Origin of the sequence: Secundilactobacillus odoratitofui DSM 19909 = JCM 15043 (assembly GCF_001434895.1) — a bacterium.
In the GTDB taxonomy this organism is placed as follows: Bacteria; Bacillota; Bacilli; order Lactobacillales; family Lactobacillaceae; genus Secundilactobacillus; species Secundilactobacillus odoratitofui.
This window is the reverse complement of record NZ_AZEE01000027.1, coordinates 510661-524911: the sequence shown is the minus strand read 5'-3', so window position 1 is coordinate 524911 and position 14251 is coordinate 510661. Positions and strand designations below refer to the sequence as shown.

14 protein-coding genes are annotated in these 14251 nt (G+C 44.2%); 12 read left to right on the top strand and 2 right to left on the bottom strand.

The features are described 5' to 3' along the window. Positions 1–51 precede the first annotated feature (51 nt). The 4 genes from FD04_RS04710 (at position 52) to FD04_RS04695 (ending at position 4912) form a co-directional block, all read left to right on the top strand. Positions 52–609, top strand: coding sequence for a MarR family winged helix-turn-helix transcriptional regulator (locus FD04_RS04710; protein ID WP_054698977.1), 558 nt, complete (start codon positions 52–54; stop codon positions 607–609). A gap of 20 nt (positions 610–629) precedes the next feature. Then, positions 630–2399: an ABC transporter ATP-binding protein gene (locus FD04_RS04705; RefSeq protein WP_235805644.1), complete on the top strand. Its 1770-nt coding sequence runs from the start codon at positions 630–632 to the stop codon at positions 2397–2399. Between the two features lie 402 nt (positions 2400–2801). Then, the gene (locus tag FD04_RS04700; protein ID WP_056947402.1) at positions 2802–3695 is read left to right on the top strand and encodes an ABC transporter ATP-binding protein; all 894 of its coding nucleotides are present in this window, start codon (positions 2802–2804) and stop codon (positions 3693–3695) included. Then, on the top strand, positions 3692–4912 hold the full coding sequence (locus FD04_RS04695; protein WP_056947400.1) for an ABC transporter permease: 1221 nt from the start codon (positions 3692–3694) through the stop codon (positions 4910–4912). Before FD04_RS04700 ends, FD04_RS04695 begins: the two co-directional genes overlap by 4 nt. A gap of 97 nt (positions 4913–5009) precedes the next feature. Here the strand turns inward: FD04_RS04695 and FD04_RS04690 are convergent, their stop codons facing one another. Beyond that, positions 5010–5918, bottom strand: coding sequence for an RluA family pseudouridine synthase (locus FD04_RS04690; protein WP_056947398.1), 909 nt, complete (start codon positions 5916–5918; stop codon positions 5010–5012). A gap of 121 nt (positions 5919–6039) precedes the next feature. Continuing rightward, positions 6040–6507, bottom strand: coding sequence for a universal stress protein (locus FD04_RS04685; protein ID WP_054698981.1), 468 nt, complete (start codon positions 6505–6507; stop codon positions 6040–6042). Between the two features lie 315 nt (positions 6508–6822). On the opposite strand from FD04_RS04685, the gene FD04_RS04680 reads away from it, so the two are divergent. From FD04_RS04680 to FD04_RS04650, 8 genes are all read left to right on the top strand, one after another. Further along, the gene (locus FD04_RS04680; protein ID WP_054698983.1) at positions 6823–7833 is read left to right on the top strand and encodes a lipoate--protein ligase; all 1011 of its coding nucleotides are present in this window, start codon (positions 6823–6825) and stop codon (positions 7831–7833) included. A gap of 297 nt (positions 7834–8130) precedes the next feature. Further along, positions 8131–9141, top strand: coding sequence for a lipoate--protein ligase (locus FD04_RS04675; protein WP_054698985.1), 1011 nt, complete (start codon positions 8131–8133; stop codon positions 9139–9141). A gap of 122 nt (positions 9142–9263) precedes the next feature. After that, positions 9264–9707 (top strand): hypothetical protein, encoded by a 444-nt coding sequence (locus tag FD04_RS04670; protein WP_054698987.1) that lies wholly within the window; start codon positions 9264–9266, stop codon positions 9705–9707. Positions 9708–9719: 12 nt separating this feature from the next. After that, positions 9720–10226, top strand: a complete 507-nt coding sequence (locus tag FD04_RS04665; protein ID WP_056947396.1) for a hypothetical protein — start codon at positions 9720–9722, stop codon at positions 10224–10226. Positions 10227–10268: 42 nt separating this feature from the next. Continuing rightward, complete coding sequence (locus tag FD04_RS12780) at positions 10269–10433, top strand: hypothetical protein (RefSeq protein WP_235805643.1); 165 nt, start codon at positions 10269–10271, stop codon at positions 10431–10433. A gap of 448 nt (positions 10434–10881) precedes the next feature. Beyond that, the gene (locus tag FD04_RS04660; RefSeq protein ID WP_056947394.1) at positions 10882–12015 is read left to right on the top strand and encodes an aminotransferase class I/II-fold pyridoxal phosphate-dependent enzyme; all 1134 of its coding nucleotides are present in this window, start codon (positions 10882–10884) and stop codon (positions 12013–12015) included. Between the two features lie 12 nt (positions 12016–12027). After that, entirely contained in the window at positions 12028–13200 is a 1173-nt protein-coding gene (locus FD04_RS04655) for an aminotransferase class V-fold PLP-dependent enzyme (RefSeq protein WP_056947393.1), read from the top strand. A 208-nt stretch (positions 13201–13408) separates the two neighbouring features. After that, positions 13409–14224 (top strand): hypothetical protein, encoded by an 816-nt coding sequence (locus FD04_RS04650; protein ID WP_054698992.1) that lies wholly within the window; start codon positions 13409–13411, stop codon positions 14222–14224. The last annotated feature ends 27 nt before the right edge of the window (positions 14225–14251 follow it).

The following is a 14251-nucleotide window of genomic DNA, read 5'->3' as shown; positions in this document are numbered from 1 at the left end:
AGTTATCCAAAAATAAAACTAACTAAAATCGATCAAAAAGAGGTTAATCATATGACAAGTGATACACAAAATTTAATCAACCTATTTGGACGCTTATTTCAACAACGGACGTTCATGTCAGCGGTGTTGCAAAGCAGTCGTTTTGATAATCATCATCAGCCTAATCGGGGTCAACTACGTGTCTTACAGTTGTTGTTAAAACACGACCAATTGACGAATTCAGATATTGTGGAAGCGCTGGATATTCGGCCAAGTTCTGTTAGCGTGCTGGTCAATAAGCTCGAAGAAGCCGGTTTAATTGAGCGAGTGGCATCGACTGAGGACAAGCGCGTCATGTTGATTTCACTATCTGATAAGGGCCGAAACTTTATTAATACGGCCCATGACTTTAAAAATGAACTTTCCGAAGATTTATTTTCATCATTATCAACTGAAGAGCAGCAACAGCTTGCTGGTATTTTACGGAAACTGCTTGGTGATTTAGATGAAAAGATGCCTAACTGGCCAGATGAGGAGCGGATGCGACACTATTTTAAGCACCATCATGATTTTGGACGCGATTTTCGTAACTTTGGCTTTTTCGGTGGCCGACCAAATAACCGAGACTAATGGAATTGAGGCATGAATAGATGAGAGAGATGCAGGGACGAGCCCAAGTGGCCAAACAAGCGCCAACCAAATTCAACTTTAAGCAGTTTACGAAGTTGGTGATTCAGATTAAACCACACTTTTGGCAGTTAGGTCTGGGCTTATTATTAGGCCTGATTGCAACCGTGGGACAACTGATCGTGCCGCAATTTGCCAAAAATTTGGTGAATCAGCTTGGTCACGCGATGAACAGCGGTCTCATTATTGCGCTGATTGCCGCTTTTATTTTAAGTGCGTTGGTTAGCGCCGTATCAGGCAGTGTTTTAGGGTTCTTCGGCGAAGACGTTGTGAACAAACTACGTCGATTCCTTTGGGACAAAGTACTGGTTTTACCAGTCGGTTACTTTACTGAGACGAGATCTGGTGAGGTGGCGTCACGGTTAGTAAACGATACGTCACAAGTAAAAGATCTATTGGCCAACTCGGTGCCTAACTTGGTCACTTCGATATTGCAGTTAGTTGGCGCGCTGATTTTGATGCTGTTTATGGACTGGAAAATGACGATTATCATGTTCGTGGCGGTACCGTTAGTGGTGGTTGTCATCATGCCAGTAGCAACACAGTCACGTAAAATTGCGCATGCTCGTCAAGATGCGCTAGCCGATTTTAACGCGGAAGCTAGTGAAATGCTGGGAGACATTCAACTCGTAAAGTCTTCCACTGCTGAAGCCGTTGAACGTGAAACGGGTCATGGCAAGATTAACAAGCTTTATCGAATTGGTCTTAAGGAAGCAATTTACGATTCAATCGCATCACCAATCATGCAGATGGTTATGATGGCGCTTGTAATTGGTATGCTGATTTATGGGGCCAGCCGGGTTGCTGCCGGTTCGATGACTTTTGGCACGTTGATTTCATTTTTAATGTACCTTGTTCAGTTGATTGGGCCATTTTCAACATTGGGTCGATTCTTCTCTGACATGGCTAAGGCCAGCGGTTCAACGGCCCGCATTCAAGAGTTGTTACAGGCGCCTGAAGAGGATCAACTTGCTGGTGAAGCGGTCGATGCAACGGGCAAGACGCTGACGATGAATCACGTTGATTTTGCCTACTCAGACAGTGATCCAATTTTACAGAATGTTTCGTTTACGGCAACCCCTAACAGTGTGGTGGCCTTTGCGGGGCCTTCCGGTGGTGGTAAATCAACCATCTTCAAGTTACTGGAAAGGTTTTACGATCCGACGAATGGAGAGGTCAAGATTGGTAATCAGGTTATCAGTGACGTTAATTTAGGTCAGTGGCGACAACAGATTGGATTGGTGAGCCAGGATGCAACCATTATGGCAGGGTCGATTCGGTTTAATTTAACCTATGGCCTCAAAGATGAGTACACAGATGACCAATTATGGCACGTGCTTGAAATGGCGTACGCAAAGGATTTTGTGGCGGAAATGCCGAAGGGCCTCGATACCCAAGTCGGTGAACGTGGGGTCAAATTATCGGGTGGCCAACGACAGCGAATTGCGATTGCGCGAGCTTTCCTACGTGATCCGAAAATTTTGATGCTGGATGAGGCCACGGCCAGCTTGGACTCGGAATCGGAAATGATGGTCCAAAAGGCACTGGAAAAACTCATGCATAATCGAACAACGCTAGTAATCGCCCACCGCTTAAGCACCATCGTGGACGCCAACCAGATTTACTTCATTGAACACGGTAAGGTAAGCGGCCATGGCACGCACCAAGAGTTGGTAGCTACCCATCCACTATACCGGGAGTACGTGGAGAATCAGTTGCAGAGTGCAAAATAAAAGAGTGCGGAACGAAACGTTTTGAGACCGGCGTGTAAGGCCCTCCTGTTAAAAATCCCGAACCTGGATTTTTGACAGGAGGGCTTTACACATAGGTCTCAGTTTTGTTCCGCGCGTTTCGGCTACGTAAAAGAAAAAAGTCCTCTCATCATAAATCCCGAACTTGGATTTATGACGAGAGGGCCTTATACATAGGTCTCAGTTTTATTTTGCGCGTTTCAGCTATGTAATGTAATGAAAAAAACGATTTAAATCCAAAATTTAAATTCGTAACAGTCGCGTCTTACCCCCAAAAAAATTTCGTCCATCCCTGCACAATCCCAATTCTCCCCAATAACCATCGCCCTGATTACCAACATTTGGTATGATGAAACCAACGAGATTCGTATAGGGGGGGACATCATGCTAGCAATCGAACACTTATCAAAGCACTTTGGTGAATTACAGGCACTCAACGATGTTAATTTCAACGTTGAAAAAGGTGAAATTATGGGGTTGATCGGTCAAAATGGCGCTGGTAAATCAACCACATTTCATAGCATTTTAAGTTTTATTCACTATGATGGGACGATCAATTGGGATGGACAACCGATTACGGAAGCGGTCTTTAACCAAATTGGTTATCTGCCGGAAGAACGCAGCCTCATGCCGAAAATGACAATTGAACAACAAATTCTCTACTTAGCACAGTTGAAGGGGCAATCGGCACGGAAAATTCGCTCAGAGATTGATGATTGGATGGCACGTTTTGAAGTGAAAGGCAAAAAAAACGACAAAATCAAATCACTGTCTAAAGGTAATCAGCAAAAGGTTCAGCTAATCTGCACACTGATTCATCATCCTTCGCTGATCATTTTAGATGAACCGTTTAGCGGTCTGGACCCAGTGAACGTGGATTTACTGGAACAGGCAATTTCGAACGCTAAACGGGAGGGCGCTGCGATTATTTTTTCGAGCCACGATATGGGTAACGTGGAAGCATTATGTGATCAACTGGTGATGCTACGCAAGGGTGATATGGTGTTACACGGCGAAATTCGAGCGATTCGAGACCAGTTTGGCAAAAGTGAGATTTTTGTCACAACACCTTGGTCAGCTGTTGAGTTGCAGCAACTACCCCACGTCATCAAAGTGACATCGCTGTCTAATCAACGCTACTTGCTTCGAGTTGATGATCCAACGGCGGGACGGGAAATTTTCCAACGACTTTCACATGGCGAGTACATTGAGGAATTCAGTCAACAGCCGCCAACTCTGGACGAAATTTTCAGAATGAAAGCGGGGAATGATCAATGAAAAAGCTATGGGTCGTGACGTTAAGTACCTATCTTCGCCAAGTGAAGTCATGGAGTTTTGTGATTCTTGTTTTGTCACCGTTTATCATGCTGGCAGTTTCATTTGGAGTGGGTTTTGTGTCTGCTAATTCTGCTGCAGATAGTGACCAGATTGCCGTTGTATCAAATCAATCAGCGGTTCGCCAAGCCTATATTAAGGTCGTCGGCCACGACCAGGTCGACCAACGTGTGAAAACGGAAACGGCAGCTAAAAAAGCACTCAAAAAAGAGGCTATTAAGGGTTATCTGGTGCTTTCGGCAGGTCAACGGTATCAGGCAACCTACCATGGTACCGAAGCGATGGCGAGTTTTGATAAAACACGGTTAACCAGTTTCTTAAATAAACTACAGACGCAGGCCAACGTCGTGCGAGCAAAGCTATCACACCGGCAACTTAGTCAATTGCAACAACAGCCAATTTTTAAACAGGTGGTCCAAAAAAAGGACGGACTGGCTAAAATTGCTAAATTAGCGTCGTTTTGGATTCTCGTCTTCATGGTTTACATGATTTTGACCACCTACTCTTCAATCACTGCACAGGAAATTGCGTCGGAAAAGGGCACGAAGGTCATGGAGATTATTTTCTCAAGCACCACGGCCGGCAAATACTTTTGTGGTAAAATTCTCGGCGTTTTAATGGTGATTGCGACTCAACTGGTCGTGTATTTGTTAGGTGGTTGGGCGAGCTTAATTGCTGCACACCATATGAGCATGGCAGACAGTTTCTTCCGGGATTATGGCTCACTCGTCAATCAGGTGATTGGTAATTTGGTGAGCGTCAACCTGTTATTCTTGTTCCTGGGTGTCATCATTTACACGATTTTAGCAGCGTTCAGCGGTGCATTAGTTGCTAAAGCTGAGGATGCCTCAAAAGCGTCTTATCCAGCAGTTTATCTCAGTATGGCTGCCTTTTTTGCAACGTTCCCGTTTCAAAATAATGCCGACGCTTTATTGGTGAAAATCTTGTCATATGTACCATTCTTTTCATCATACTTCATGCCGCTACGCATCATCAACGGTGTTGCTTCGCCAGTTGAAATTGGCTTTTCATTGGGATTATTAATTGTCGCGATATTATTATTAGTTTGGTATATTAGTGGTATTTATAAGGGCTTGATTTTGCAAGCAGATGAAGGCAACCTCTGGCACCGTTTCAGACGGGGATTGTCGTATCGGTAATGGCGTTTAAAAAAGGGTTACGACATCGTGAAATTTACACGGTGAACGTAACCCTTTGATATTGTTTTGAACAATGATGACTTCCGGAAGGTAACGACTAAGGTTTAGTTGTGCTTTCAAATGTTTTAAACGTGCTCGGAATATCCGCCGTAATCGTCACTTGGTCAAATGAGAACGGCAGTGGGAGGCGCAGTTGCCAGCTGTGAAGAAGCAATCGCTGTTGCCTTACATCATGTGCGTACAGCGGATCGCCCACGATCGGATGACCGAGTCCGGCTAGGTGTACCCGAATTTGGTGAGTGCGACCGGTTTGCAGTTGAATTGCAACGAGGGTTGCATCAGATCGTTGTTTAATGACCCGGTAGTGAGTAATGGCCATTTGGGCGTGGTCGCCATCTAATGCCCGTTTGCGTTGGTCGGTCATATCACGTCCGATTGGCAGGGCGATGGTGCCATGCTTACTGCGAAATTGACCGTGCACCCAGGTCAGGTAGGTTCGCTGGATTAATTTTTCTTTCACGAGGCGTACCAAAACTGGAACCACAGCGGGATTTTTAGCAATTAACAAGGCGCCACTGGTTTCTTGATCAAGTCGATTGATTACGTAAGGTTGCTGGTGTTTGGGGGCTAAATAAGCCGCGACGTGATTGAGCGTGGTACCAAGTTCCCCCGGTTGATTCGGGTGGGTCTTGCTACCTTGGGTTTTATTCACCACCAGCAAACTTTGCGATTCATAGAGTACGCTAACGGTCGCCGCACTATCTGGATCAACCAGTGCGTATGGACGGTCAAAGTCATCAGGCAAAAAAGTAAGCTGAATGTTGTCACCCGCACTAACGCTAAAATTAACGGGGAGGTAACGCTGATTAACCAGTATCCGTTGACCGCGTTTCAGACTGAAAACGAGGTGTTTAGGCAACAGCCAATCTTGAATTAAAAATTGCCGGAGTGGCTTTGCTTCAAAATATTCAGGGAGAGTAGCGGTAAATTGCCAGCTATCAGACATGATGAGACCTCCTCTTGAAAGAATTGTCGGGTGATGAACAGATAAAATAATCGTCCCAAGACTTCTAAATGCTTAAAGTCTTGGGACGATTTTTAGAAGTTAACGGGGGTAAGATCCGCCGTTACTTATCTAACTTGGCCAATTCGGCTGGCTTAACGATCAGAACGTCGCAAATTGCAGAACGGCTGACATAGTTGGTAACGGAACCAATCATTAACCGTTCAACAGCGGTAAGGCCAGTTGAACCAATCACGATCAGTTGGGTATCGTGGTCAGCTGGGAATTCGCGGGCGATAACGGGCTTGGGGTTACCAAAACGCACGTGGATGTCAACGGATGACACACCGGCATCAAGCGCCTTTTGCTTTAATTCCGTCAATCGGTTTTGAACGTCTTCTGATAACTTATAGATAACGTCGCCACTAACGGCACCACCATAAGTATCACTAAATTGGTTGACTTCCAAAACGTTCAAGATATCTAAATGAGTATCGTTTAACTTAGCGACTTCAATTGCTTTATCTAACACCGGATCAGTTGCTTTTGAGCCATCAACTGGTGCTAAGATGTTTTGATATTGTTGGTCCATATACGCCACTCCCTCACAAAATAATAGATTCAAATATGAAGCTTTTTCTGTAAGCACGCCATGGTTTTGCCCAACATTAGAGAACCACTTGTACTTCACTTCTCATTTTACCATAATTTGGAGATTTTAATCGGAAAAATGAGGCAGGATCGTTGCCATTTTTCAGAAAAGTCTTCATAATGAAGCTGTAAATTGGAATAGTGACCACGGCCACTATTAAGAGACCGCTACAATCACAGCTTGTGAATTGTAGCGGTTTCATTTTGTCGAAAAAGCGGTAAACTTTAAGTAATTACTTAAAAGGGTGGCACGCTTATGTACTATTACAATATGGCATCAGAAGATATTGGCTATAACTTGGCCACAGAACAATACCTGATGAATAATAAGGATTTCGATGAACCGATTTTGTTATTTTACTATCAAAAACCTTGCATCATTGTTGGTCGGAACCAAAATACGCTAGAAGAAATCAATCAAGATTATGTGGCCGAACACAATATTCAAGTGACGCGACGCCTTTCTGGCGGTGGGGCGGTGTACGACGACCTTGGCAACGTTTCATTTAGTTTCGTAGTTGATCGTGATGATGAACGATTTGGCGATTTTAAGGCCTTTACGAAACCGATTGTGGACGCTTTGAAAGAAATGGGCGCAACTGATATCGAGGTATCCGGTCGAAATGATATTTTGGTAAATGGTAAGAAGTTTTCTGGTAACGCGATGTACGTGAAGGACGGTAAAATGTTTTCACACGGGACGCTGATGTACGATGTTGATCAGAGTGTGATTGCCCATGCGTTAAACGTGCCAAAGGATAAAATGGCTTCAAAGGGCATTAAGTCTGTACGTTCGCGCGTGACTAATCTTAAGCCGTTTTTGAAGCCGGAGTATCAGAATCTTACTATCGCCGAATTTCGTGATACGATCTTGCGTAAGGTCTACGGTGTTGACGATTTGGCAGCCGTTGCTGACAAAGCCTATCAATTAACGGCTGATGATAAGCAAGCCATTCAAAAGTTATATGATGATTACTACAATAACTGGGATTGGGTCTATGGCTCATCTCCTGAATTTACGGTTAAGAAGCGAGAACATTTTGCTTCAGGGACGATTGATGCTCGAGTGTTAGTCGAAAAAGGTAAAATTAAGCAAGTGACGTTCTTCGGTGACTTCTTCGGCGAAAAGGACGCTCGAGACTTAGCCACTCAGCTTGAGGGTGTCCGCTATGATCAGCCTTCGTTACGTGAAGCATTGGCAGACGTTGATATTACGGATTACTTTGCTGGTATCAGCATTGATCAGTTTGTTCAACTGCTTGGATAATTTTCTTAATCAGCATGTGTGATGCCGCCTTCGGCCACTGGTGGTTTTGGTGATCAGTAGAAGTGGGACCAGCTTCAGCCACTCATGTGTCTTCCGCCTCGGTTTTGAGCCTAAAGGTCAAGTCTCAAAACCGTCCAGTTGTTGTAGACGCTAAAGCGCCAACAACAACTTATCACCACCACTGGCACTACGGCTGATGTCAGTTTTTAAGCCATGAACTGTAACCGATTACATGATTTATGGTAGAATGAAAACTGGTTACAAGATTGGTTATTTTATTGGAAGGGAAGTTTGGCTATGCGCTACGTTTCAATGACGGCCCATGATATCGGTCGTAATTTGGCTACTGAACAATATTTGATGAATAACAAGGATTTTGGTGAACCACTGCTATTATTCTATTATGAAAAACCTTGCATCATTGTTGGTCGCAACCAGAATACCTTGGAAGAGATCAACCAAAAGTACGTGGAGGAAAATGGCATCACTGTTACCCGTCGTCTTTCTGGTGGTGGGGCAGTTTACCAAGACCTCGGTAATTTATGCTTTAGCTTCGTGTTAGATAGTGATTCAGAACAGTTTGGTGACTTTAAGTCATTTGTACAACCAATCGTGGATGCCTTACACGATATGGGTGCCAAATCCGTTGAAGTTTCAGGTCGTAACGATATTTTAGTGGACGGCAAGAAGTTCTCTGGCAACGCAATGTACACCAAGAACGGCAAGACGTTCTCTCACGGTACGCTGATGCTTGACGTCGACCAAGACGTGATTGCGAACGCGCTTAATGTCCCAGAAGATAAGATTGCTTCAAAGGGTATCAAGTCAGTTCGTTCACGGGTTGCTAACCTGAAACCATACTTAGCACCTGAATACCAAAACATCACTGTGCCAGAATTCCGTGATATTTTACTCAAGGAACTCTTCCACGTTGATAGTTTGGATGAAATCAAAGATAAAGAATACGTTGTGACACCTGAAGAACAGGTTGAAATCGATAAAATTTACGAAGAATACTACAACAACTGGGATTGGGTTTACGGGACTTCACCAGAATTTACGGTGAAGAAGCGTCAACACTTTACTTCAGGGACCATTGATGCCCGAATCTTGGTCGATCAAGGTAAAGTTGCCCAAATCAAATTCTTTGGTGATTTCTTTGGTCCTAAGGATGCGAGCGAATTGGCGGATAAGTTAACCGGAATTCGTTACGATCGTGACCATATCGAAGAAGCATTGAACGACGTTGAAATCGGTCAGTATTTCATGGGTATTTCAAAGGACGAATTGGTTGATCTTTTAGCTTAATCGAAATGAATGACTCATAACAACTTAGTCTCGTCATCGATAATTTGTCGAAGACGGGACTATTTTTTTGTGTCGTGAACTATGCTACAATTCTAGTATTGACAACGATTAAGGAGTATTTTATGTTAAAACAAAAACTAATCACGTTTGGCATTGTTTCGTGGGTGCTGTTTTCAGTCATTAATTTGCTGATGTCCTCGAAATTCATTGCCTTGGGGCAAAATGTCCAAACTGGTGATGTGATGAAGTCAATTCTCATCTCACTGATTCTTTACGCTGTACCGATGATTATTGGTGCACTTGGTAAGAATGCTGGTTATTATGTACTAGCCATCGTCATCGTCATATATTCGTTTGGGATGTTTGCCGGGATGGTGACGGTACTGACGGCAAGTCACGCGGATATGGGCGTTAAGGCGGTTATGAGTTTAGCCAATTTACTCGTCATCGTCTTTAACGGGTACTGGCTAGTTCTAGCGCTTCGCTATCGGAAGTGGTTAGATCGTAGACGAGATGAGAAGTTATATCAAAAATTAAATCAACAAAAGGCCAATCAAACGAAGTAATCGAGGTTAACTATGGAAAGTTTAGTAAAGGATTTTATCGAAAAGGTTGATGCTGAAGAATTCGAAACCGAGAACTTTGGCGGTAGTTTAGCGGATTTAAATCAAAATGGCGCCAAGAAAGCTTTGGCACCGTTGGTTGATATGATTAGTACTGCCGTGCAATCTGATCAGTTAGCACAAGCAACGTTGTCATTAACGGATGCTGACATCCAGGTTCGTCTTGAAACTAGCGTGGTTAACCTACCACTTCGTTACGTCAATGCGATGAAGAAGATGCTGGCAGATGACGAGACCTTGCCAGTTAGTGTTTATAGTATCGTTGAATCACCAGACGTCAATGCATCATCATTGCGAATTGATAAAGTGGCTTCTGCTGACGATTTTGTCAGTCATCAAGCTGATATGGCGAGCGCAATTGCGACTTGGCTTGATACACAGCTTGAACAAATCAAGACGAATCAAGAGAAACAAGCAGATGAAGAGACTGCACCAGATGATTCAGACGTGAATGATAAGTAACTTCACAAGAGTCGCTAAACGTGTTATGATACTTGGTATGCGATGAGTCGAGAATATCACGCTGTTAGCAATAGCAGTTTGCGCAAGCAACTTGGTGATTTTTTTGCACAGCAGGCAATGTTTTACCACCGGATATGTGGCTGCCTTGGTTCAAAGGAAATGTGGATTTCTGAGAACCCATTTAACTTTGTTAAGTGGCTGTATTAAGCCCCTAGCCTTTGTGCTAGGGGCTTTTTTGTGGTCGAAAGTTCGACACCTAAAACTAATTGAAACTGAAATGAACTTGACACCAATTAATATGAGAGTACAATGAGATTTAATCTAATAATTAAGCAACGAAGAGAAGAGTAAGTTATCACGTCCTGTGAAGAGAGCTGCGGTTGATGCGATGCAGCCAGGATAATTAACTGAAGATGATCTCTGAGCCTGACTGGGGGTAGGTCAACCACGACCCATGCTACCCAGTCCGTTAGCAATCGATATCTTGCGGAGTATAACAGGTTAACTGTCGTACTTATCAAGACTTGAATTGTGAAGTTCAGGTAAATTTCAGGTGGTAACGCGAATCCTTCGTCCCGAGTAACTTTGGGGCGGAGGCTTTTTTATTTGCTGCTGAGTTATCCATACAAACAGCCAGACTTTTGGAGGGACTATCATGACAGAACATCAAGCACATATCGAAACAATTTTGGCGCAAGCAGGTAATCGCACAGATGATGCGAAAACCGGGGCGGTCTCAACACCGCTATACTTCTCGACTGCGTATCGTCACGCCGGGTTGGGTCAGTCAACCGGGTACGATTATTCTCGCGAAACCAACCCCACCCGTGATGTGTTACAAAAAACGCTTGCGACGCTTGAAGATGGCGTTTCAGCTTTTGCACTAAGCTCAGGGATGGCAGCGATTCAATTGGTTTTTTCACAGTTTAAAACCGGCGATGAGATTATCGTTTCGGACGATCTTTATGGTGGCTCATTTCGGTTCTTTGATTTGTTAACTGACAACTATGGCCTAAAATTCCATTTGTGGGATGGTCAAGATGAGAAAAAATTGACGTCGTTAACCGCTAGAGATGCTGTCAAAGCAATTTGGATCGAGACACCTTCTAATCCCACGATGAAAATCATCGATATTGCTAAAACAGCGGCGATTGCCCATGAACACCATGTACAATTGATTGCCGATAACACTTTTTACACGCCATTATTGCAACAGCCGTTAAACGAGGGCGCCGATATTGTCGTTCACAGTGCCACTAAATACCTCAGTGGGCATAATGATATTCTAGCTGGTGCAGTCATTTGTAAGCATGAGGCAGATGCAAAATGGTTGGAACGAAATCTGACGACGACCGGCGCAACGCTTGATCCGTTTGATTGTTGGTTACTACTTAGAAGTTTGAAGACTTTACCGTTGCGCCTTGCACAGCATGAAAAAAACGCCCAAGCCATCGTTGCCGCACTTCAACAAAACGATGCCGTGGATCAGATCCTTTATCCGGGTCACGGTGGTATGATTAGTTTTTACGTCCATGATGAACAGTGGGTCGATAGTATTTTGCAGCACCTCAAGGTCATTTCATTTGCCGAAAGTTTGGGTGGTGTAGAGAGTTTGATTACTGTGCCGGCTGTTCAAACCCACGCGGACCTGTCTGAAGCACAACGACAGGCTAAGCATATTACGCCAAATTTGCTAAGACTATCAGTAGGCCTTGAAAATAGTGACGATTTAATAGATGATTTAACGCAGGCAATTAACATTGCAGCGAATACACAAACCGTAAAGTAGGGGGATAGTAACATGAGTATTTCAGATTATTCAGATGATACAAAAGTAATTAAAACGACCACTAGACCAGATCCAGCAACGGGGGCACTTAACCCACCAATCCAACTTTCATCAACGTTCGCACAACCGGACTTAGATCACTTTGGCAAATACGACTATACGCGAAGTGGCAATCCTACTCGGGACGTTCTAGAAGAAAGCATTGCCGAGCTGGAGCATGGGACCCGTGGCTTCGCCTTTGCGACTGGCATGGCCGCTATTTCAACCGCCTTTTTAACGCTTCATCAAGGCGATCACGTTATCGTGACCAATGACGTCTACGGTGGCACCTTCCGACTCGTGACGGAATTATTACCGAACTACGGTATCGAGTATTCTTTTGTTGACCTTGACGATGAAGCGGCGCTGAAGGCGGCCTTCAAGCCCAACACCAAGGTCGTTTACGTCGAAACGCCAGCTAACCCAACCTTGAAAGTAACGGATATCAAGAAAGTCGTTAAAATTGCTCATGAACACGATGCTTTGGTATTTGCTGACAATACCTTCATGACACCAATCTTCCAGAAACCGTTGGATTTAGGCGTCGATTTGGTGTTGCACTCAGGGACTAAGTTTTTAGCGGGGCACTCTGATATTTTGGCCGGCTTGATTGTCACTAAGACCAAAGAACTTGGTGATGCGGTTTACTTCATTCAAAACGCCATGGGCGCGACGCTGGGTGTGAGCGACTGCTGGCTACTGCTCCGTGGTATCAAGACGTTAGGTATCCGGATGAAGGCGGAAGCGGCAAACGCTTTAGCGATTTCGAAGTGGTTGCAAGAACAACCAATCGTGCAACGAGTTAACTATCCTGGTCTAACTGACTTTAAGGGTCATGACGTACAATTCGACCAGGCAATTTCTGGTGGTGCAGTGCTATCCTTTGATATCGGCTCAGAAGACAACGTCCGTAAGCTAGTGAAGGAACTCAAGATTCCAGTCTTCTCTGTATCACTTGGCGCAGTGGAAACGATTCTCTCTTACCCACCAAAGATGTCACACGCTGAACTTTCAGCTGATGAACGCCATGCTCGTGGCATCTCAGATGGCTTACTACGGCTTTCAGTTGGGGTAGAAGATGTTGAAGACCTCGAAGCTGATTTCGCGCAAGCCTTTGCCAAAATTGCTGAGAAGCAACGTGTGTAATGAAATAGTGAATAAGGCACTTTGAAACATAGGTGTACGTAAAACAGCGTCGTGAATTTCGGTGGAATTCACGGCGCTGTTTTTATGATAGGCTGATAATCTTGTTTTTAGTTACTTATTGTGAGACATTGTGTCCAAAACTTGCCACAATTAGTTCGCTCTGCTACATTAAAGGCAACACCATTAACGGACGATGGGGGAGAGTCATATGAAGAAGCAAACAATGGGATTATTAATTGGCATGTTAGTCGGGGGTATCGGAGTGACGACAGCTCCGATGACGGGTCATGCAGCAACGGGGTACAAGTGGGTCAAAACCAAGCAATATAGCGATCTAGCTTATCATCTTAAAGATACAACTAAGTCTGCGTATATGTGGAACTTGAAGCATACCAAAAAGCTTCACAACTTAAAGAATTATCCGCGTACAACGTGGTATTTGTCGGAAAGTGTGAAGATTCAGTTTGGTAAGAAGACTGGCATCTACTATTTGGTGAAGAATAATTCGAATTCAATTGCTGGGCTGGTTGCTCGTGGTTATCTAAAGAAGGGCAACAACCCCAAGGATGCCTATGCCAATAGCGAAGATGTCAAATCTTACGGGGCTAATCTGGCTAGTATCAAGTCGGCTCGTGAAGCACAGACGTTGCAAGCCGATATTTTGGCATTGTTTCCAGGCACGATTTTAAATACGGCTTATTCGGCGGATGCACGAACGGACTTAAATGCTGGCATCAATAAAGCAAATGGTTATTCTAAAACGGATAAAAACACGAAAGCAATTGGGATATTCTCACCATATAATTGGGTCAATACGACCAGTAAAACCAACTACACGACGTTGATTACGTCAGCGTTGGAAAAGCAGGGATATACCGCGGCCAAGCGGGCAAAGTATAAGGGCTATCAAATCGGTATTTACGCGACCCCGCATGGCTACGCATCAGATTACAAGAAGTGGGTCAGCGGCTACGGCTCATTCGGCATTTATTTAGTACCAACGGGGCAGAGTGTGGTCAAGTAAGGTGCAAAAACAAGCGTTTAGAGACTG